Source organism: Sphingomonas hengshuiensis (assembly GCF_000935025.1).
Lineage (GTDB): Bacteria > Pseudomonadota > Alphaproteobacteria > Sphingomonadales > Sphingomonadaceae > Sphingomonas > Sphingomonas hengshuiensis.
Genome location: NZ_CP010836.1, coordinates 4,259,119 through 4,279,294, shown reverse-complemented (window position 1 = coordinate 4,279,294; position 20,176 = coordinate 4,259,119). Strand labels below are relative to the sequence as shown.

Annotated in this window: 15 protein-coding genes; 8 read left to right on the top strand and 7 right to left on the bottom strand. The window is 67.5% G+C overall.

Translation table 11 applies throughout. From position 1 onward, the window contains the following. Positions 1-15 precede the first annotated feature (15 nt). The 3 genes from TS85_RS19360 to TS85_RS19350 are packed head-to-tail and all read left to right on the top strand — an operon-like array spanning position 16 to position 3,065. Positions 16-615: a cytochrome b gene (locus TS85_RS19360; RefSeq protein ID WP_155006495.1), complete on the top strand. Its 600-nt coding sequence runs from the start codon at positions 16-18 to the stop codon at positions 613-615. Next, positions 612-1,475 carry an aldose 1-epimerase family protein gene (locus tag TS85_RS19355; RefSeq protein ID WP_044336668.1) on the top strand — a complete coding sequence of 288 codons (864 nt, stop codon included), beginning with the start codon at positions 612-614 and terminating at the stop codon, positions 1,473-1,475. Before TS85_RS19360 ends, TS85_RS19355 begins: the two co-directional genes overlap by 4 nt. 18 nt (positions 1,476-1,493) lie before the next feature. Then, entirely contained in the window at positions 1,494-3,065 is a 1,572-nt protein-coding gene (locus TS85_RS19350) for a peptide chain release factor 3 (protein WP_044334392.1), read from the top strand. 9 nt (positions 3,066-3,074) lie between these two features. On the opposite strand, the gene TS85_RS19345 is transcribed toward TS85_RS19350, so the two are convergent. Further along, positions 3,075-4,322 carry a spinster family MFS transporter gene (locus TS85_RS19345; RefSeq protein WP_044334391.1) on the bottom strand — a complete coding sequence of 416 codons (1,248 nt, stop codon included), beginning with the start codon at positions 4,320-4,322 and terminating at the stop codon, positions 3,075-3,077. A gap of 157 nt (positions 4,323-4,479) precedes the next feature. Next, positions 4,480-6,834, bottom strand: coding sequence for a TonB-dependent receptor (locus tag TS85_RS19340; RefSeq protein ID WP_044334390.1), 2,355 nt, complete (start codon positions 6,832-6,834; stop codon positions 4,480-4,482). Positions 6,835-6,951: 117 nt separating this feature from the next. Between TS85_RS19340 and TS85_RS19335 the strand changes: the two genes are divergently transcribed. Both TS85_RS19335 and TS85_RS19330 read left to right on the top strand, forming a co-directional pair. Further along, a complete protein-coding gene (locus TS85_RS19335; protein ID WP_044334389.1) occupies positions 6,952-7,605 on the top strand; it encodes a TetR/AcrR family transcriptional regulator in 654 nt (217 codons plus the stop codon). 94 nt (positions 7,606-7,699) lie between these two features. Continuing rightward, entirely contained in the window at positions 7,700-7,972 is a 273-nt protein-coding gene (locus TS85_RS19330; protein WP_044334388.1) for a hypothetical protein, read from the top strand. Here the strand turns inward: TS85_RS19330 and TS85_RS19325 are convergent. Next, positions 7,969-8,502 (bottom strand): YceD family protein, encoded by a 534-nt coding sequence (locus TS85_RS19325; protein ID WP_044334387.1) that lies wholly within the window; start codon positions 8,500-8,502, stop codon positions 7,969-7,971. The genes TS85_RS19330 and TS85_RS19325 overlap by 4 nt on opposite strands. Continuing rightward, positions 8,499-9,011: a ubiquinol-cytochrome C chaperone family protein gene (locus TS85_RS19320; protein WP_044336667.1), complete on the bottom strand. Its 513-nt coding sequence runs from the start codon at positions 9,009-9,011 to the stop codon at positions 8,499-8,501. Before TS85_RS19320 ends, TS85_RS19325 begins: the two co-directional genes overlap by 4 nt. A gap of 118 nt (positions 9,012-9,129) precedes the next feature. On the opposite strand from TS85_RS19320, the gene TS85_RS19315 reads away from it, so the two are divergent. Both TS85_RS19315 and TS85_RS19310 read left to right on the top strand, forming a co-directional pair. After that, a complete protein-coding gene (locus TS85_RS19315; protein ID WP_077228875.1) occupies positions 9,130-9,606 on the top strand; it encodes an outer membrane protein assembly factor BamE in 477 nt (158 codons plus the stop codon). Positions 9,607-9,717: 111 nt separating this feature from the next. Further along, entirely contained in the window at positions 9,718-10,239 is a 522-nt protein-coding gene (locus TS85_RS19310) for an RcnB family protein (protein WP_044334386.1), read from the top strand. A gap of 183 nt (positions 10,240-10,422) precedes the next feature. Here the strand turns inward: TS85_RS19310 and pbpC are convergent, their stop codons facing one another. After that, positions 10,423-12,495: a penicillin-binding protein 1C gene (gene pbpC / locus TS85_RS19305; RefSeq protein ID WP_044336665.1), complete on the bottom strand. Its 2,073-nt coding sequence runs from the start codon at positions 12,493-12,495 to the stop codon at positions 10,423-10,425. Between the two features lie 176 nt (positions 12,496-12,671). Next, positions 12,672-18,419, bottom strand: coding sequence for an alpha-2-macroglobulin family protein (locus tag TS85_RS19300; protein ID WP_044334385.1), 5,748 nt, complete (start codon positions 18,417-18,419; stop codon positions 12,672-12,674). A gap of 172 nt (positions 18,420-18,591) precedes the next feature. Between TS85_RS19300 and TS85_RS19295 the strand changes: the two genes are divergently transcribed. Next, on the top strand, positions 18,592-19,335 hold the full coding sequence (locus TS85_RS19295; RefSeq protein WP_227698544.1) for a glycosyltransferase: 744 nt from the start codon (positions 18,592-18,594) through the stop codon (positions 19,333-19,335). Between the two features lie 253 nt (positions 19,336-19,588). On the opposite strand, the gene TS85_RS24870 is transcribed toward TS85_RS19295, so the two are convergent. Further along, the gene (locus TS85_RS24870) at positions 19,589-20,164 is read right to left on the bottom strand and encodes a thermonuclease family protein (protein ID WP_227698543.1); all 576 of its coding nucleotides are present in this window, start codon (positions 20,162-20,164) and stop codon (positions 19,589-19,591) included. Positions 20,165-20,176: the final 12 nt, after the last annotated feature.

Genomic DNA, 20,176 nt, shown 5'->3' with positions numbered 1-20,176 from the left:
ACCGGGGGAATGCGCATGGACCGTGGGACCGAAGCCGTGATCGACAGCGTTGCGGGGATCGCCGAGGGCGACGATGCGATGCATTATGACCGGGTATCGATAGCGCTCCACTGGGCGACCGCCGCATTGGTCATCGCGCAGTTCGTCACCGCGCAGACCTGGGGCTGGTTCGATCGCCCGACGCATCGCTTCCTGGTGATCACGCATATGTCGCTGGGCGTGCTGCTGACCGCAGTGATCGTCGCCCGGCTGGTCTGGCGGCTGCTCCCCGGCCACCGCGTCGCACCGCTGACGGCGGGATGGCAGACGATCGCCGCGCGTGCCGTCCATGGCCTGCTCTATTTGCTGCTCGCAGCGGAGGCGGTGCTCGGCTGGATCGGGCGCTGGTCCGAGGGCAAGCCGCTCAATTTCTTCGGGCTGCTGCTCCAACCGCCCTTCGCCGCATGGAGCCGCGAGGAGCATCATATGATGATGGAGCGGCACGAATTGGTCGGCTGGATCATCGTGGTGCTGGCGTTCGGCCATGCGCTTGCCGCGCTCTACCACCATTATCATGTCCGCGATCGCGTGCTGGTGCGGATGGCGCCGTGGGTGAAGGCGCCGCTCGCGCGATGATTGCGATCGAATCGGACGCGCTGAGGGCGACCATCAACCCGCTCGGCGCCGAACTCTCGTCGCTGCGCGATTCGGCGGGGCGCGAGCTGATGACCGATGCCGACCCGGCCTATTGGGCGGGTCGGGCGCCGCTGCTGTTCCCGATCGTCGGGCGGCTTGCGGGGGATCGATACCGGATCGGGGACACCGAATACCCCCTGCCGCAGCACGGCTTCGCACGGCGCCGCGATTTCGCGCTGGTCGAGCAGGCGGCGGATCGCGTGCTGTTCCGCCTGACCGACGACGAGGCGACGCGGGCGGTCTATCCCTTCGCCTTCGCGCTTGATGCGGCCTATGCGCTCACGGGCGCGACGCTGCGCATGGCGATCACCGTGACTAATACCGGCGACGTCGACATGCCCGCCAGCTTCGGCTTCCACCCCGCCTTTGCGTGGCCATTGCCGGGCGGCGGGGCGAAGGAAGCGCACCGCATCCGGTTCGCCCACCCCGAACCCGGAGCGCTCAACGCGATTCAAGGCGGGCTGATCGGCCCCGCGACTCGACCAAGCCCGGTCGAGGGCGACACGCTGGCGCTGCACGACGACCTGTTCGCGCAGGATGCACTGGTGTGGCAGGCGCCCGCCAGCCGCGCGCTGTCCTATGGCGCCCCGGAGGGGCCACAGCTCGACTTCGCCTTTCCCGACATGCCGAGCCTCGCGATCTGGAGCAAAGCCGGCGCGCGCTTCGTGTGTATCGAGCCATGGCAGGGCCATGCCGACCCGGTGGGGTTCGACGGTGAGATTTGGGACAAGCCGGGCATGCTGCGGCTGGCGCCCGGCGCCGCGCGGACCTTCAGCATGGAGGTGACGCTGCGCGTGTAACCCGCTAGGGCGCGCGGCATGGCTTCCGTTTCCGACCGTCGTACCTTCGCGATCATCTCGCATCCCGATGCGGGCAAGACCACGCTGACCGAAAAGCTGTTGCTGTTCGGCGGCGCGATCCATCTTGCCGGCGAGGTCAAGGCGCGCGGCCAGGCCCGCCGCGCGCGCTCCGACTGGATGAAGATCGAGCAGCAGCGCGGCATCTCGGTCACGTCCAGCGTAATGACGTTCGAGCGTGAGGGGATTACTTTCAACCTGCTCGATACGCCGGGGCATGAGGATTTCAGCGAGGACACCTATCGCACGCTGACCGCCGTCGATTCGGCGGTGATGGTGATCGACGCCGCCAAGGGCATCGAGCCGCAGACCCGGAAGCTGTTCGAAGTCTGCCGGTTGCGCAACGTGCCGATCATCACCTTCGTCAACAAGGTCGACCGCGAAGGCCGCCCGGTGTTCGAGACGCTCGACGAGATCGCCGACATGCTCGCGCTTGACGTGGTGCCGATGACCTGGCCGGTGGGCATGGGCGGCGAGTTCGAGGGGATTTACGACCTGGTCGCCAACCGCCTGCTGCTGCCCGAGGGCGGAAGCCGCGAGTTTCAGGGCAAGGTTGTGGAGACGACCGGGCTCGACGATCCGAAGCTCGACGAGATCCTCTCGGCAGAGGGCGTCGCCAAGCTGCGCGAGGATGCCGAGCTGGCGATGGCCGGGTACGAGCCGTTCAGCGTCGAGGCCTATCAGGGCGGCGACCTGACCCCGGTCTATTTCGGCTCCGCGCTCAAGGAGTTCGGCGTCGATTCGCTGATCAACGCCATCGCCGCCTTTGCGCCGCCGCCCCGCACCCAGCCCGCCGAGCCCGAGCCGGTCGCGCCCAGCCGCGACGAAGTCACGGGCTTCGTGTTCAAGGTCCAGGCGAACATGGACCCCAATCACCGCGATCGTATCGCGTTCATGCGGCTGTGCTCGGGGGTGTTCAAGCGCGGCATGAAGCTGACCCCGACCGGGCACGGCAAGCCGATCGCGATCCATTCGCCGATCCTGTTCTTCGCCCGTGAGCGCGAGCTGGCGGACGAGGCCTATCCGGGCGATATCATCGGCATCCCCAACCACGGCGTGCTGCGCGTCGGCGACACACTGAGCGAGCGCGCCGATGTGCGCTTCACCGGGCTGCCCAATTTCGCCCCCGAAATCCTGCGCCGCGTCGCGCTGAAGGACCCGACCAAGACCAAGCAGCTCCGCAAGGCGCTCGACGACATGGCCGAAGAGGGCGTGACCCAGGTTTTCTATCCCGATATCGGCTCGAACTGGATCATCGGCGTGGTCGGCCAGCTCCAGCTCGAAGTGCTGCTCAGCCGGCTGGAGGCGGAGTATAAGGTCGCGGCGGGGCTCGAAATGGCGCCGTTCGAAACCGCGCGCTGGATTTCGAGCGAGGACCCCAAGGATTTGCAGGAATTCATGGGGCTCAATCGCGGCGCGATGGCCAAGGACCGCGACGGCAACCCGGTGTTCATGGCAAAATCGGCGTGGGAAGTCGGCTATATCGCCGACCGCTATACCAAGGTGAAGTTCGCCGCGACCCGCGAGCGATAGGGCGGCGCGCTACGCCACCCAGTCGCTCGCCAGCTTGCGGCTCGCCAGCGCCATCAGCGCGCCTGCGACCAGATACAGGCACAGCCCGGTGGCGATCGCATAGCGCAGGCCGTCGGCGGCGCCATAAGCGGGGGTCAGCGCCTTGGACAGCGAGCCCACGACCCAGCTTCCCAGCCCCAGCCCGATCAAATTGTTGATCAGCAGGAAGCAGGCGGAGGCCGTGGCGCGCATATGCGCAGGAACGAGGTGCTGGACCGCGGTGAGCACCGGGCCGAGCCACACATAGACCAGCGCCTGGGGCAGCACGAACAACGCGAACGCCGCCTGCCAGCTTCCCGCCAGCACGCCGGCGATGAACAGCGGCGTGCCCGCGACATAGCAAAGCGCCGGGGCGAGCGCGTACCAGCGCTTGTTCCGGCCACCCATCCGGTCCCCCAGCCAGCCGCCGAGCAATATCCCCGCAACCCCGCCGGTGAGCAGCAGCGCGCCGAAGAACTGGCCGACCTGGCCGAGATTGAGCCCGAAGCTGCGCATCACCATGCTGGGCAACCAGAAGGCGACGCCATAGCCGCACATCGATCCCGCCGCCGCGCCGAAGGCGAGCAGCCAGAAGCTGGGCTTGACGGCGAGGATGCCGAACACGTGCCAGATCGGCACCTGCCCCGCCGGGACCGCCCTGCGCGGCGGATCGCGGACGATCAGCTTGAACGGGATGGCGACGAGCAGGCCCAGCACCCCCACGACCAGGAACGCCGTGCGCCACTCCACGGTCTGCGCGATATACCCGCCCAGCAGTGCGCCGCCCGCCGAGCCGAGCGGTATGCCGAGCGAATAGATCGACAGCGCCCGCGCGCGCCGCTCGGGCGGATAGGCATCGCCGATCAGCGCATAGCTGGGCGCGACGCCCCCCGCCTCGCCGACGCCGACGCCGAGGCGGAACAGGAACATCGAGGTGAAGCTCTGCGCCGTCCCGCACAGCGCCGTGAACGCGCTCCATACCGCGAGCGACACAGTGATGACCCAGCTCCGGCTCGTGCGGTCGGCGAGCAGCGCCAGCGGAATCGCGAGCGTCGAATAGAGCACGGCAAAGGCGAGCCCGCCGAGCATCCCGAGCTGGGCGTCGTCCAGGCCGAGATCGGCCTTTACCGGCTGGGCGAGGATGCTGAGGATCTGCCGGTCGAGGAAGTTGAAGATATAGACCAGCAGCAGCATCGCCAGGACGATGCCGCGCGGGGCGGAAGGGCGGGCGGGCTGCATCGGGGAATCCTTTGCCGCGATCGACGCCGAGGCGCCAGTGGGCGAGCGGGTCACCCTCACCCTTCCGGCGCTTCGCGCCTCCCTCCCTCTCCCGACGGGAGAGGGAAGGGGCCCGCCGCCAAAGGCGGTGGGAAGGGTGAGGGCGATCGAGCCGCGATCAGAACTTCACGCCGAACGTCGCGAAAATCTGGCGTGGATTGCCGTAGAAGGCGGTGGCGATCCCTTCCTTGCCCAGCGTCGGCGTGTATCCGCCCGAGGCGTTCTTGATCGGCACGCCCGCGATGGTGCTGGAAATATACTGGTATCCGCCGATCTTGTACGTCTCGCCGGTCAGGTTCTTGCCGTGGATGCCGATCGTATAGCGGCCCTCGGCGAAGCTGTAGGTCAGGTTCGCGTCGAACAGCGTATAGCCCGGCTGGTCGAGGAACGGGCTCGCGAATTCGAACTGGTGGGTCAGGCTCCGATAGGCGGCGGTGCCGTTCAGCGTGAGCTGGCCGCTCGCCACCGGCAGCGCGGCGCCGAGCGTGCCGGTGAGGTTCCATTCGGGGGTGTTCTGGAACACGCGGACATTGGCGATGTCGACGCCGGTCGGCCCGATGAAGCGCTTATACTTGGCGTCGATATAGCCGAGCGATCCGGTGAAGCTCAGATTCGATCCCGGCCCCGCGAAGCCGCGCGCGAGCACGGCGTTGCTCTCCAGCTCTACGCCCTTGATATCGGCCTTCGCCGCATTGGTGGTGATCCCGCAAAAGGTCTGGACCCCGCCGACCAGGCAGCCGACCGATCCGGGGATCTGGACATCGCTATAGTTTGAATAGAAGCCGTCGAGCGCCCAGGTAAGACGGCGATCGAATGCCGATCCCTTCCACCCGATCTCATAGCTCTTCACCGTTTCGGGATCGAAGGACAGGTAGTTATAGATGTCCTGGTAGGTGCGCCCTGCCGCGACATTGCTGATCGGCGCCGAGGTGCCCGAGCCGCGCGGATCGAAGCCGCCGCCCTTGAAGCCTTCCGAATAGGAGGCATAGAGCATGTGGTTCTCGGTCGGCTTGAAGCTGAGCGTTGCCCGCGGGGTGAAGCGCTTGAAATTGGCGGTGCCGCGGAAATCGGTGGAAGGATTGCCGAACGCGATCGGAGTGCCGCCGAACTCGCTGGTCAGCCCGATATAATTCGCCTTGAACACCCGCGACTGGCGCTGGTCCCAGGTATAGCGACCGCCCACGGTCAGGCTGAACTGCGGCGTGATGTCGTAGGTGAAGTCGCCATAGACCGAATGCGTCTCGGTCCGCACATCGCCCGCCGTATAGGCGTTCAGCCCCGCCAGCGTGGTCGACAGCAGCACGCCGAACCCGGTCGTCGCCTTTGCGCCCAGATAATAATAGCCGAACAGGCCGTTGAGCTTCTCACTATTGTAGAGGAGCTGGAATTCCTGGCTGGTCTGGTCGTTCTTGTACACCGCCGGAACGTCGACATCGACCGAGGGCGTCGAATCGAAGTCGATCGGGGTGTAGGACGTGTCCTCGCGATAGGCGCTGATGCTGCGCAGCGTGATGCGGTCGCTCAGTTCGGCGTTGACGGTCATCGAGATACCGCCCGCCTCGATATCGTTCTCCGGATTCCGCAGGCCCGCATTGGTATCATAGACATTGCCCAGCGACGGGGAGCCGGTGAGCAGCCCCGCGAACAGCCGGTGGCCATTGCGCGCGTTCGACTTGTCATGGGTATAGTCGCCGGTCAGCCGGATCGACATGCGCGCATCGGGGGTTTCGAACTCGAGCGTGCCGCGTGCCGCCCATAGGTCCTTGTTATAATTGTCGATGCCCAGCGTCTTGTTCTCGCCAAAGCCGTCGCGCGTCAGCCGCGCGCCGCCCACGCCGAACTTGAAACCGGAACCCAGCGGCAGCGACGCGCTGACGACCACATCGGCCTGGTTGTACGATCCATAGGCGCCACGCACCGACAGCGTCGGCACGTCGGCGAGCTTCTTGGTCACATATTTGACCGCGCCGCCGATCGTGTTGCGCCCGTACAGCGTGCCCTGCGGCCCGCGCAGCACTTCGATGCGCTCGACGTCATAGATATCGAGTACCGCCGCCTGGGGACGGTTGAGATAGACATCGTCGAGATAGATGCCGATCCCCGCCTCGAACCCCGGCACCGGGTCCTGCTGGCCGACGCCGCGGATGAAGGCGGCGAGCGTCGAATTGGTCCCGCGCGCGCTTTTGAGCGTGGTGTTGGGCGTGAAATTCTGGATGTCGGTCAGGTCGACCGCGCCGCGCTGGTCGAGCGTCGCGGCACTCAGCGCGGTGACGGCGGTCGGCACGTCGAGCAGGCGCTCTTCGCGGCGGCGCGCAGTGACGACGATCTCGCCGTCGGCCTGATCGGCGGCGGCGTCGGCTTGCGCGTCATAGGCTGCAGTCGCGTCCTGTGCGAAGGCGGGCGCCGCCCCCAGCGCCACTAGTGCGGCGCCAGTGGACAAAAACGTGCGAGCAGATGGTATCCGTGCAGACATCAGTGCGTTCCTCCCCCGATTTCGGCCCGTCCTTGGTGGCGGGTTGTGTGCGGTTGACAGAGGCTATACTGAAACCTGAACCGGGTTTCAACTTCGGATCGAAAGGGGAGAGGCGAAATGGTTAGCGCGCGTGGCACCCAGGCCACATCGCAGGCCGAACAGGGCGGCGACGTCGCGAGCGCCGGCAAGGAGCCGCGCACCGCACGCGGGCGGCGTACGCTGCGCGCGATCCTCGATGCCGCCGCCGCCGAGTTCGGCGAAAAGGGGTTTCACGAGGGCTCGATCAGCGGGATTACCCGCCGCGCGGGCGTCGCACTGGGCAGCTTCTACACCTATTTCGATTCGAAGGACGCGGTGTTCCGCGCGCTCGTCCGCGACATGTCGGACCAGGTGCGCGACCATGTCGCCCCCGCGCTGAAGGGCGCGCCCGACCAGATCGCCGCCGAACAGGCCGCGCTGGCGGCGTTCATCGGCTTTGCGCGGACGCACAAGGAAATCTACCGGATCATCGACGAGGCCGAATTCGTCGATCCCGAGAGTTTCCGGCTCCATTATGCGACCACCGCCGATCGCATCGCCCGCCGGCTCCAGGCCGCGGCGGCGCGCGGCGAAGTGCGCAGCGACGTCGGCGAGGTCCATGCCTGGGCGATCATGGGGATGAACGTGTTCCTGGGGCTGCGCTACAGCGTCTGGGCCGAGGATGCGGCACCGGAGGCGATCGCCGAGACCGTCGCGACGCTGCTGGCCAAAGGGCTCGCGCCCGAGGGGTGACGGCGCAACGCGGCTGGACAAGCGCGCCAATGCGTGGATTGGGGCACGGGCAACCGCGCTTCGGCGCCACCAGACCGGATTAGGGGCCGCCACGATGGACTATGTGGACCAGATTTTCGAACGCACCACCGTCACGCTGGACGGCAACAGCTATCGCAACTGCACCTTCCGCGACGTGGTGCTCAAATATGCGGGCACCGGCGTCGACATGGAGGGGTGCCGCATGGACCGCTTCTCCTGGCAGCTCGACGGGGCGCTCGCGGGCGGGCTGTTCACGCTCTACCAGCTGTTCGGGACCGAGGGGATGCTGACCATCATCCGCGGCTTCGTAGAGCCCGGCGATACCAGGGAAGTGATCGAGATCTAGGAACCCTTCTTCGCGAGCGCGTCCTTCAATCCGGCGAGCGCGCCGAACGGCTTCGCCTCCTCCTCGCTGAGCACGCCTGCGGCCTTCAGCACGGAAGCCGCTTGCGGGCTGCGCGGAAAGGGGTCGAGCGCGAGCGCCATCGTCTCCGCCGCAGCTTCGCCCAGGTCGATGGCGTTGCCCGTATAGAAGACGATGTCGCATTCGTCCGCCGACAATTCGACTTCGTCGTCGACGCTGCCGCCGGCGGGTTCGGGAAGGAAGCGGATCGCGAAATCCTCCTCGACCGTGGCGGGAAGCGGCGTGCCGGTGGCGACGCAGGCCTGCGTCACCCGCGCCGAGACATGCCCGCGCGCGACGATCCCCTGCGATTCGCGGCGCAGGACGAAGCGCGATTCGAGGGCTTCCAGCGACAGCAGCCCGAATCGCTTGGCCAGCGCGGCGCGTTCGTCCGCGTCGGCGGCCAGCACGATCTGGTTGTCGCCGGTGCCGATCTGGTCGAGCCGTTGCGGGCGGGGGAATTCGGGGGTCATCGCGGCAGCTCCCCGGCGATGATCGCCACGATCGGCTGTGCAGACAGCGCCTTCGCCAGCGCCGTCAGTGATTGCTCGACATGCGCCAGCGCGGCGGGCGCGGGGGCGTTGCTGCGATAGATGTTGCGGACGATTGCCGCCCCCAGAGTTCCATTGGCAAGCCCGTCGCGATAGGCCCCCAGCCTTCCGCCCAGCATTCCCATCATCTTGCCCATATGCTTGCCGACCACCACGTCGCCGACTCCGATCTCGCGCAATTGCCCGTCCATATCCTCGATAAAGCATTCGGCCAGCACCGTGCTGGGCGCGATCCCCTCGGGCTCGCGTTCCAGCCGCAGCAGCACCACCGCGAGCACCGCGGCGATCATGTCGAATCGCCCGTCGATCGTGTCGGGGACCGCGCCCGTTTCGTACCAATGCGCCGCGCGCCCGCGCTCGACGACGGCGCGGTACAACACCGGTACGCTGCCCCGATCGGAGCGCCGCAACAGCTTTTGAAGCAATCCCATGTCGTCTTCTGTCCCGGCGTGGAGGGGTGCGACCTTGTTTGGCCGCATTTTGCCGCATATTGAGGCGAACGGCGCGCGATGCAATGCGCGCCCGTGCTGCGTTCTGCTGGAGACCATGATGCCCCTTCCCGTCCGCGCGCTTGGCTGTGCCGCGCTGCTCATCGCCCTCGGGACCGGGGCATGCGCGCCGATGAAGACGCACCAGGGCTATGTCATCGACAAGGAACTGGTCGACGCGATCCAGCCCGGCATCGATAATCGCGACTCGGTGCTCCAGACGCTGGGCCGCCCGACGCTGACCAGCCAGTTCGCCGAAGGCGAATGGTATTATGTGTCGCGCGACAGCAGCAATCTGGGCTTCCAGACGCTCAAGCCGGCGGACCAGACCACGCTGCGCATCCGATTCGACGCCGCGGGCAATGTCGCCACGGTCGATCGGATGGGCAAGGAAATGATCGCGTCGATCGATCCCTATGGCAAGACCACGCCGACGCTCGGCCACAAGCGCAGCTTCTTCTCCGACCTGTTCGGCAATATCGGCACGGTCGGCGCACCGGGCACCGGCGGTGGCGGTGCACCGGGCGGCGGCCAGTAATCATTCTTGCTATTGGCTGACAAACGCGTTCCCGCCGCGTTCAGCCCGGCTGCTCCAGAACAACAGCGTCCCGACACCTGGTGCCGGACCTGAATTGATTTGGAGGACGCCATGAAGAAGATCATCACCGCCGCGCTGTTCGCCGCAGTCGCCCTGCCGGCGGTCGCCATCCCAACCGTCGCCAGCGCGCAATCGCAGCGCGAATTGCGCCGCGATCGCCAGGACATTCGCGAGGAACAGCGCGAGCTGCGCCAGGCCCAGCGCCATGGCAGTCCGCGCGACGTGCGCGAACAGCGCCGCGACGTCCGCGAGGCGCACCAGGAATATCGCGAGGACCTGCGCGACCGCGACCGCAACTGGGGCAATGACGATTGGCGGGCGCACCGCAATGGCAATCGCGGGCTCTACGCACGCGGGAATTGGCGGGCGCCGTTCGCATATAACCGCTTCCGTCCGGGCGGGCGGATCGGCGCACCCTATTATGGCTCGCGCTTCGTCGTCGCCGATCCGTGGCGCTACCACCTGCCGCGTGCCGGCCGTTTCCAGACCTGGGTGCGGCATTATAACGACGTGCTCTTGGTCGATACGCGCCGTGGCGTCGTGCTGCGCGTGATCCCGTCCTTCTATTGGTGAGCCAATAGCGGTTCGGCCGCGCCGCCGGGGGGACGGCGCGGCCGGTGCCCGTGGGCACGGTCCCGAAAGGGGGGATAGGACCGGGCGAGAGAACGCGCGGCGGCGTGTTTCGGTGCCGTGGCGATCGTGTGATTTTTCACGTCGGCGGAACCCCTGTCGCCAGAGACCCCGACCGCGGCCGCTTCAGCGGATGGTGAAGAGCACCTGGTCGACCACCCGCCCGCCCAGATCGACCAGTTGCAACCGGTGGCGCCCGCGCGGCGCCAGCACCAGCGGATGCGAATCGGCGGACCCCAGATCCCGGGCATCGAGCCTTAGCCGGTGCCCCATCACTTCGCCCGAAACCCCGATTGCCAGCCGCTGGCGGTCGCGCGGAATATCGGGGTCGAGCGCATAGACGCTGCCCGCAACCGGATTGACGATACGCGGGCGCCGCGCCGCCGCCGGTGCCGATGCGACGTCGGTCAGCGCCGTGCCGCGCGTGAAATACTCCCGCCGGGGCTGTTCGATGCCGGCGGCGAAGCGGATCGCGCGCGTCTCGATTCCCGGCGGTGGCGGGGACGCATGGCTGGGGCGGCCCTGATGCAGCGCGATCATCATGTCGCGCCACACCGGCGCGGCGCCGCTGGTGCCCGAGACCGCGCGCATGGGATCGCCTTCGAGGTTGCCGACCCATACCCCGACCGTGAACCGATCCGAAAAACCGATGCACCAATTGTCGCGCATCGCCTTCGACGTGCCCGTCTTCGCCGCTGCCCAGAAGGGGAGGCGCAGCGCCGAATCGACGCCGAAGGTGCCGGCGCGGGCATTGGGATCGGCGAGGATATCGGCGACGATCCACGCCGCCTGCGGACTGGTGATCGCCCGCGGGGCCACGTGCGGATCGTCCTTCGTAAGCCGCAGCGGCGCCCAGCGCCCGCCGAGCGCGAGGCTGCGAAATGCCGCGACCTGCTCCGTCAGCGTGACTTCGGCGGAGCCCAGCGCGAGCGAATAGCCATAATATTGGCCGTCCTCGACCAGCCCGCGATAGCCGGTATCCCATAGCCGATCGCGGAACGCATCGACTCCGGTCAGCAGCAATGTGCGCACTGCGGGCACGTTGAGCGATCCCGCCAGCGCAACGCGCGCCGATACCGGCCCCTTGAATGCCTTGTCGTAATTCTGGGGCACGTACAGCCCCGATGCGGTGTCGAGCTGCACCGGCGAATCGTCGAGGATCGATGCGGCGGTCAGATACCCTTTCTCGATCGCCTGGGCGTAGAGAAACGGCTTGAGCGTCGATCCCGCCTGGCGATACGCCGCCGCACCGTCGACTGCGGGCGCCGTCGATTCGCCGCCAATCCCGCCGACATAGGCGAGCACGTCGCCGCTGGCATTGTCGACCACGACCACCGCGCCGTCGCGCGCACGGCTGCCGCCCAGCCCGACCAACTGGCGGCGCAGCGCGGCGATCGCGAACGCCTGGATGCGCGCGTCGAGCGTGGTCGTGACCTTCGCGCCCGGCGTGGTCAGGAGACGCCCCGAGAGATGCGGCGCCAGCCCCGGATCGAGCGCGAGCGTGCGCGCCGGGCCGAGCATCGACGCCGCCGCGCCGGCAAAGCGGCTGCAATCGGCATCATGGCTGAGCGCACAGGCGCGGCGGGCGATCTCGCTCGCGCCGGCACGCGGATTGGGCAGCAGCGCGGCGAGCAGCAGGCCGTCGTCGCGCGTCAGTGCCGCGGGGGTCTTGCCGAACAGCCCCAGCGCGGCGGCGCCGATCCCCTGCGCCTCGCCGCGAAACCCGGCGAGGTTGAGATAGGCCTCCAGGATCTGGTCCTTGCTCCAGCTCGCCTCGATCGCCGCGCCGCTGCGCATCTGGCGCAGCTTGTCCCAGTTGGTGCGCCGTCCCGGCGTGGCGAGACCGGGGGCCAGATAGGCCGCGACCTGCATCGAGAGCGTCGAGGCGCCGCGCGCGTGGCGCCCGGCCAGCTTGTCGCGGATTGCGCCGCCAATCGCGATCCAGTCGATCCCGCCATGGCTGCGAAAGCGGCGGTCCTCGGCACCGACCAGCGCGTCGCGCGCGGCCGGGGCGATATCGGCAAGCGGCGTCCAGGCCAGCCGCCGTGCTTGATAATCGACCCGGCTGCTGTCGATCAGCCGCCCGTTGCGATCGTAGAGCCACGCCTCGGACGGCTGCCATTTGGCGCGGACCGCGGCATAGCCGGGGAGCGGCGGCGGCAGCGTGGTCCAGTAGAGCGTCCCGAATCCGAGCAGCACGGTGCCGGTGGCGCCGAGGATCAGGCGGCGCGGGGTAAAGACCCCGCGCCAGCCGCGCGCGCGCCACGCCGCCCGCTCGGCGCCGGCCCAGCCGGCAAGCGCCTGCGGAAAGCCGTCGATGCGCACGATCCAGCGGCGCACGCGCGCAGGCAACGACTCCGGCAGGCGGGGCAGCTTCACCGTTCGGCGACGACCACCGGCTGGTTCGGCAGCGCGGCGCGAATCTCGGGCGAATACATCGCCTCGACGCGCGTCGACGGCAGGCTGAACCGCCCGGCGCTGTTGAGCCGCATCACATAGGAGACGGTGAAGGTCCCGCGCGGCACCCATCCGAAATAGGCGCGCCAGGAGTCGCGCCCGCGCTCGGTCCAGTTGGGCGAGACGCCCTCGCCGCTATCGGCCTGTGCCGCCAGCATCTGGGACTGTCCGCCCAGCGACCCGATCACCGTGGCGCCCGCGGGCACGGGGTCCTCGACCACTACCCAGTTGCGTTCTGCGGAGGCCTCGACGGTGATCGTGACCTTGATCACGTCGCCGCGCGTCGTCCGCCCGGGGGTCATGCCCTGCACCACACTGACCTGCTTGGTCATCTTGTACCCCGCCATCAGCGGCTGGGTGAGCGGCACCGCCGCCTTGACCCGGACGAACGCCCAGGGCGCGGCGCCGCCGGCCTGGGTCAGCGCGAGCGGAGTCGACTGGAACGGCAGCGGCAGCGTGAACATCCGCTGCGGCAAGGCGAGCGGCCAGCTTCGGCTGACGCTGGTGGTGCCGAACGACGCCGTGGTCACGCCGGCTATCGCCTCCGCCGGATACAGCGCGTTGAACTTGCGCGCCGCGATCGCGCCCCAGGCATTGGCGGTAGTGGTGCCCCAATGGCCGCGCTGCTGGCGCATCGCGACGCCCACCATCATCTTGCCCGACTCGTCCTGCCAGCCGGGGCGGCCGAGCGTCGCAAGCACGGCCTTGATCGCCGCTTCGTTATCCGACGACATCAGCCACCAGGGGCTCGCGCCCTTGTCGCTCAGGTCGATGCGGGTGCCCTCATAGTTCAGCCGGGTCTTGAGCGTCTGTTCGGCGGCGGCGCGCAGCGCGGCGCCATTGGCGAGCCCCGGCACCTTGCCCAGCGCGATCGCATAGTCTGCGAGCAGCGCCGTGGGCATTTCGGCAGGGGCGATACCGAGCTGGCCGAGCATCGCCGGAGTCGCCGCGCCCTGCCGCGCCAGCGCCGCGAACGCCGCGATCTTCTGGAAGCGGACATCGCCATAATCCTCGTGGCGCAGCCGTCCGTCGAGCACTGCCTTCATCGCATCGAGCATCTTCGCGCGCGGCGCATCGGGCAGTGGCAGCCCCGCCTCGGCGGTGATCGAGAGCATGTACGCCGTCAGCGCCTCCGACCCCGGCCATTCGCCGGGGAAATAGCGGAGCAGCCCGTCGCCATCCTGATAGGCGGGAAGTTCGCCCGCGATCAGCGTCCATGCGCCGCTGTCGCCCAGCGCAATCGCCTTCGACGTGCGCTGCTCGAGACAGCCATAGGGATAGGCGGACATATAGTCGCGCACCCCCTGGAGCGGAGGCGCCAGCGTGTCGGCCAGCGTCACTTCGACCATGCCGAACCCAGGCAGCGCCCCCGCCGGGGCTGCGATCGGCAGGGTGGTGCCGACTCGCGTCAGGCTGGCGGCCCAGGTTTCGACCGGCACCGCGTTGATCACGTCCTGCGCCACCGTCACGCGGTCCACCGCCTTGCCGTCGGCGGATTTGGCGGTGACCGTCCAGCTGAGCTTGCCGGCTTGCGCAGGCGCGGTCAGGTTCCACGTAACCGGCGCGGCGCCGCCCGCCGGAATGTCCACCGTCAGCGGCTTGCCCGAGGCGATGGCCGGGCTCAGCGCGACTTCGGCGGTGACGCGCATCGGCTTGCTCGATCCGTTGCGCAGCGTGAACATCGCGCCATAGGTGTCGCCGGTGCGGACCAGAGTCGGCACCCCGGCATAGATGGTCAGGTCCTGCGCGGTGCGCACGCTGGCCTCGCCGGTGCCGAACCATTGCGCGCCGTTGGTGGCGATGGCGACCAGCTTGAACGAGGTCAGCGCGTCGGACAGCGGCACCTGGACGCGGGCATGGCCCTTGGCGTCGAGCGCGACCTTGCCCTTCCATAGCAGCACCGGCTGGAAATTCTCACGGTTGAGCCCGGACAGGTCACCGCCACCGCCGCCGCCCGCCTCGACCGCCTTCTTGCCGTAATGGCGCTTGCCGACGACCTGCGTTTGCGCAGTGGAGGTGAGCACCGAGAGCGGGCGATCCCCCATCATCGCCGAAAGCACGTCCCAGCTTTCATTGGGGGCAAGCTGGAGCAACGCCTCGTCGACCGCGGCGAAGGCGACATCGGCCTGCGCGGCGGGGCTGCCGTCGGGGTTTTTGACCTCGAGATCGATGTTCGCGGTGTCGCGCGTCGCATAGCTCGGCTTGTCGGCCTTGACCGTCACGCCCAGCCGATGGCCTTCCCACCCGACCTTAACCTTGGCGATGCCCAGGCGATAGGCGGGCTTGGCGAGATCGACCGTCGCGGTCGGCGCGCCGCCATCCTTCGAGAAGAAGGGCAGGCCCCAGTCGCGCGCAAGGCTCGATCCCCAATTGGACCAGCCCGCGACGCGCCCGCGCACCGCCATGACCGACACATAGACATCGGGGGCATAGTCGCCGGGCATCGGCACTTCGATCACCGGGTCCTTGCCCGACAGCCCGACGACGAAGCTCGACAGCACGCCCTCGCGCTCGACCGTCACCAGCGCGGTCGCCTCGCGGAAGGGCATCCGCACCTGGAACTTGGCGGTCTCGCCTGCCTTATACTCGGTCTGCTCGGGGATCAGGTCCATCCGGTCGCCATTGTCGCCGCCGAACCACCAATCCTCGTCGCCGACCAGCCATACCGAACGCGTCGAGCGCGCGACATTGCCATTGGCGTCGGTCGTCGTCGCGACGGCATAGACTTCGCCCGAGACGCCGGGCGCCATCTGGCACGTCGCCAGCCCCTGCGCATCGGTGGTCGCCGAGCAGGTCGCGCCCAGCTTGGTCGTCTTCATCTGATTGTCATAGGCATAGAAGCCGCCGATCAGCCGCCGCCGCGCGGTCAGGATTTCGCGGCTGTACAGCTCGACCGAGATATTCTGGTTCGCCAGCGGCTTGCCCGCGGTGTCGAGCGCGACGAAGCGCAGCCGCAAATCGTCCTGCTTCATCAGCCAGCCATCGGTCTTGATGCCCAGCTGTACGCCCGAAGTGAAGATCGGCACGCGGTGCGACGCGGTCAGGATTTCGCCATTGGCGTCTTGATAGTCCATCTCGACCTGCAGGTTGGTCGACTGGTCGAGCGACTGGGGAACGTCGATCGTCGTCCGCGCGGTGCCGTCGGCGCCCAGCGTCACCGGCAGCGTCTGGGTCGGGGGGAGCGGAGTCGATTGCTCGTCGGTCTCGTCGCTGCCGTTGAGCGGCTTGACGCCCTCCGTCAGCGGGCGCCCGCCAAAGCTGTACGCCTCATAGCCCGACGGCGTCGGGAATCCCTCGAAATAACCGACGCGCAATTCGACCGGCAGGTTCGCCGCGCCGCCGCCGGACAGATAGCCGACGAACAGGTCGAGCGGCAACGTGCGCGGGCGCACCGCCGCCTCTTTCGGCCCGGCGACCGACGCCTTCATCGTCGGCAGCTTATACTCGTCCACCTTGAACGACTGGCTGGTATAGAGCGTCTTTTCGCCGCCATCCTGCTGATAGACGACCTGGATGTCGTACTCGCCCATCTTCGCGCCCTGGGGCGCAGTCCATTCGGTCTCGCCGATCCCATTGGTGTCGATCGTCAGCGGCAGTTCGTACTTGGTGTCCGAGCCGCGATGCGACAGCCGCAAAGTCCCGCTGAACGCCGGCGACGTGGCGAAGCCCGAGACGATCGGCTGGCGGACGATGTGCTTCATGTGGATCGTCTCGCCCTGGCGGACGAGCGCGCGATCGAACACGGTGTGGAAAATCTGCTCTGGCTTCGAATAGCCATAGGGCAAGTCGAAATCATAGGGCCGGATGCCCTGGCCCCAATCGGTGAGCGTGAAGCTGAAATCATCGGCCTTGCGCGCCGACACCATCAGCGGCGAGGCATTACCGTTCTCGCAATTCGCATAGGTTTCGGGCTCGGGCAGCCCGGCGGGCACGCCCAGCCGGCCCGAGCTGTCGGTGGTTCCCTTGGCAAGCACTTGCCCGGTGCAGCTGTCGGTGATCCGCACCTCGGCGGCGGCGACGCCCTGGCCGGTGTCGAGCGATGTCACCCAGACCAGCGACGACGCGCGTCCCCATTTGAAATGGACGCTCATATTGGTGACGAGCGCGCCCGCCGCGACATAGCGCGGCGCCGCGCGGCCCAGCAGCGCCTGGCCGAGCTTGGGACTCGCGAACTCGACGATATAGAATCCGGGCTTGGTCAGCGGCACGCCGATGACTTCGAAGTCCTTGCCCGCGCCGGGCAGCCCGATCTGGAGCGGCTTGCCGGTGGCGGGGGTGAGCAGCGGCTTTGCGCCGGTCTGGTTGATGCGTACCGTTTCGGTGCCGCGCTTGACTTCGTCGCTCTTGGTGCTGGCGGCATCGTCGATCGCGCGCAGCCATTTGGCGATCTCGCCATCGCCGCCCTCTACCTTCAGGCTCTGGCCCTCGACGCTCATCTGCTTGGCCGTCAGCGCGCCTTCGATATTGCGGACGCTGACGGGCAGCACGCCGCCTTCCTTGGCCTCCAATATCCCGAAATTGGCCGCGAACTTGATCAGCGGCGGCGCTTCGTCGAACTTCACTTCGAGCGGGAAGCGCTCGGCATTGGACAGCTTGCGCCCGCTCTCGTCGGCGACATCGGCGGGGAGCACGAGCTGCGCGGTGACGGCGGCGGGGAGTGGTGCCTTGAACTTCACATCGCCGATCGTCGCGCGCCTTTTGTCCTCGTCGGACAGCGCGGGGCTCAGTTCCTTGCCGTCGGGCAGCTTGATGCGGATCGCCTCCGCCTGCGCGCGCGGGATCGGCGCGGAGAAGCGCACGAACGCCTCCTGCACCGGGTTGCACCCCGCCTGCGGATTGACGCGCGAGCATTCCAAGCGCGCGGTGAACGGCTTGCGCACGGTGAAGTCGAAGCGCTGGTCGGTGCCCGCAGCGCGTCCCGATGCGCTCTTGATGTCCTTGCCCCATATCAGCGCCATGTCGCGCCCGGGAGGCAGCGGGCGGCGGCATTTGAGCGCGACAACGCTGGCGGTCGCCTTGATCCGGTCGGCCTCGGCGGCGGGGAGCGCCTTGGGCAGGCCCGCTTCTTCCAGGAAGCTCTGCATCTCCCAGCGATCGGTGCCGAGATCGGCGATCAGCTTGCCTGCAACGGCGGCGGGCAGCACATCGACCGGAATCTTCTCGCCGATGCCGTCGACCGCGCAATAGGCGCCGGCGGCGACTGAGGCGGGATCGGGCGCGAGGTTGGCGGCGACGAGGAAGGTCTGATCCTCCTCGATCTCGCGGCCATAGCGGCTCGGCAGCACCGCGCGCGCGATCGGGCCGCCGCTGTCGACGGTGAATTTGGTCTGGCCGGCGATCGCATAGCCCGAAACCGATTTGAGCTTTGGCTTTATCGTGAAGGTGCAGGTGACGCCGCCGGGGAGCGGGGTGGCGAAATCATGGACAAAGGTCTGCTGGTCGACCCAGCGCCCTTCGCCAGCCACCGGGCATTCGACTTCGAACGGCCCCGCTGCGCGCGGATCGCCAAGGGGGACCATCGCCTGGTTGAAGCGTACGGTGAAGCGCTCGATCGCGCCATCACCCACGCCGGGCGTCGCCAGTTCGACCTGCGGGCTGTTGTCGCCCATCGCGGCAATCGCGCCCAGCGGCGCCAGCAGCAGCGCCAAAATTCCGAGCTTGGTCATGCGCTTCACAGCACGTCTCCCCTATTGGCGCCGCACCCTAGCGGGGGAGGGCGGGGTGTCCAGCGGCGAATTAACCGCCGAATCGGAGTATTTTGTCGGCTATTCCCTCCGCATGGCTTGCTCGTTTCGGTGACGTCATGACTAATGGCTTGTCCGATTCGGAGGGATATCGGTGCAGCTGGGGGCGATGCTGACCGCCGCAATCGATGCGGCCGTACGCGAGGCGACGCTGTTCGCGGCGCTGGGCTTCCTTGTCGGCGGTCTCGACGACCTGCTGGTCGACATCCTCTACGCCATGCGCCGGTTGCGGGGGCTCGTCCGCCTTGGCGCGCGCGCTGCGGACGCCGGGGCCGGAGAGATCGTGCAGGCGGCCGGGCGCATCGCGATATTCGTGCCGGCATGGGACGAATCGGCAGTGATCGGCGCGATGCTGCGCAGCGCGCTGGCACGGTTCGGCGCGACCGACTTCGCGCTCTATGTCGGGACCTATCCCAACGATCCCGCGACGATCGCCGCGGTCGCCGAGGTGGCAACAGGCGATCCGCGCGTGCGGCTGGTGATCGGCGCGGTGCCCGGGCCGACGACCAAGGCCGATTGCCTCAATGCGCTGTGGCGCGCGCTGCTCCGCGACGAGGCGGCGGAGGGGTTCACGGCGCTTGCGATCGTGCTCCACGATGCCGAGGACGTCGTCCACCCGCGCGAACTGGAAGTCTATGCGCACGGGATGCGGTTGTTCGACGCCGTCCAGTTGCCGGTGCTGCCCCTGCCGCACCCGCGCTCGCGCTTCGTCTCGGGCCATTATGGCGATGAGTTCGCCGAAGCAAATTGCGCATTAACAGTACAATTTCCGAATGTCGGTCATCAGCTTTGCGCTGCTTCATTGCTGGGAAGGACTCGCGGGCCGCTGTTTACTTGAACGGGGCTACCCGGGAGGAAGCTCAGAATTCACTATAAAGCACTAATTGTCCTATAGAATATTTCTGGCAAAGGTCGCCTACCCAACATTTTTCCCCACACTTCGCGCACGATCTCTTGGGCCGAATTAGCATCGCCTGCGACCGCTATGCGCCCTAATTCCGGTCGTTTCGAGGTCCGACATCGATCCCAGAAGTTGTCGTTCGTTCAGGTGATCTTGATTAACGCGCGCCATCGCTGACAAAGCTCGTCCCTCAGCACCACGGCCGGCGTCGCCCTTCCCAAGAGCGTGCAAGCCCTTCAGCAACGAGCTGATCGCCCAGCGACCGGCCATCTCGGACCAGAACCCGGAGCTTGCGCCCGTACCGATCGATGTCCCGGTCGAGCGTCCGCAATTCGAACGGTCCGGAGTTCATCAACTCCGCCAAACGTTCCGTCGCCCTGTTGCCGAGACTTGCCTCCGACTGGCACCGTGGCGGATGCGTCTCGGGTGCGTCGATGTCAGCGATGCGTATCTTCTCGCCACGAATCCAAGCAGTATCACCGTCCACCACGCAGTTCGCGCCGCCCCCAGTATGGCAGATGGAAAAGGTCGGTGCGGGACCCGCGACTACTGGACGCCCGGACGGAGTGGGTGTCCGTATATCGGCAATCGCTCGATTGCCGGGGGGCTCGCGTGGTGCATCCACGATATCAACCGGTAAAGGTCGATCCGCACCAAACGCTGCGAGGGGCGCCGAACGACGATTACGATCGGCGTAAAGGTAGGTGAATGCGAAAACACCGACGAAGATCAATGACACCGCCGCGAGGAGAAAGCGCTCGGACACTCCGAGCCGCCC

Coding starts and splice junctions, on each gene's coding strand:
- TS85_RS19360 (WP_155006495.1), top strand. CDS start 16: ATGGACCGTGGGACCGAAGCCGTGATCGACAGCGTTGCGGGGATCGCC.
- TS85_RS19355 (WP_044336668.1), top strand. CDS start 612: ATGATTGCGATCGAATCGGACGCGCTGAGGGCGACCATCAACCCGCTC.
- TS85_RS19350 (WP_044334392.1), top strand. CDS start 1,494: ATGGCTTCCGTTTCCGACCGTCGTACCTTCGCGATCATCTCGCATCCC.
- TS85_RS19345 (WP_044334391.1), bottom strand. CDS start 4,322: ATGCAGCCCGCCCGCCCTTCCGCCCCGCGCGGCATCGTCCTGGCGATG.
- TS85_RS19340 (WP_044334390.1), bottom strand. CDS start 6,834: ATGTCTGCACGGATACCATCTGCTCGCACGTTTTTGTCCACTGGCGCC.
- TS85_RS19335 (WP_044334389.1), top strand. CDS start 6,952: ATGGTTAGCGCGCGTGGCACCCAGGCCACATCGCAGGCCGAACAGGGC.
- TS85_RS19330 (WP_044334388.1), top strand. CDS start 7,700: ATGGACTATGTGGACCAGATTTTCGAACGCACCACCGTCACGCTGGAC.
- TS85_RS19325 (WP_044334387.1), bottom strand. CDS start 8,502: ATGACCCCCGAATTCCCCCGCCCGCAACGGCTCGACCAGATCGGCACC.
- TS85_RS19320 (WP_044336667.1), bottom strand. CDS start 9,011: ATGGGATTGCTTCAAAAGCTGTTGCGGCGCTCCGATCGGGGCAGCGTA.
- TS85_RS19315 (WP_077228875.1), top strand. CDS start 9,130: ATGCCCCTTCCCGTCCGCGCGCTTGGCTGTGCCGCGCTGCTCATCGCC.
- TS85_RS19310 (WP_044334386.1), top strand. CDS start 9,718: ATGAAGAAGATCATCACCGCCGCGCTGTTCGCCGCAGTCGCCCTGCCG.
- TS85_RS19300 (WP_044334385.1), bottom strand. CDS start 18,419: ATGACCAAGCTCGGAATTTTGGCGCTGCTGCTGGCGCCGCTGGGCGCG.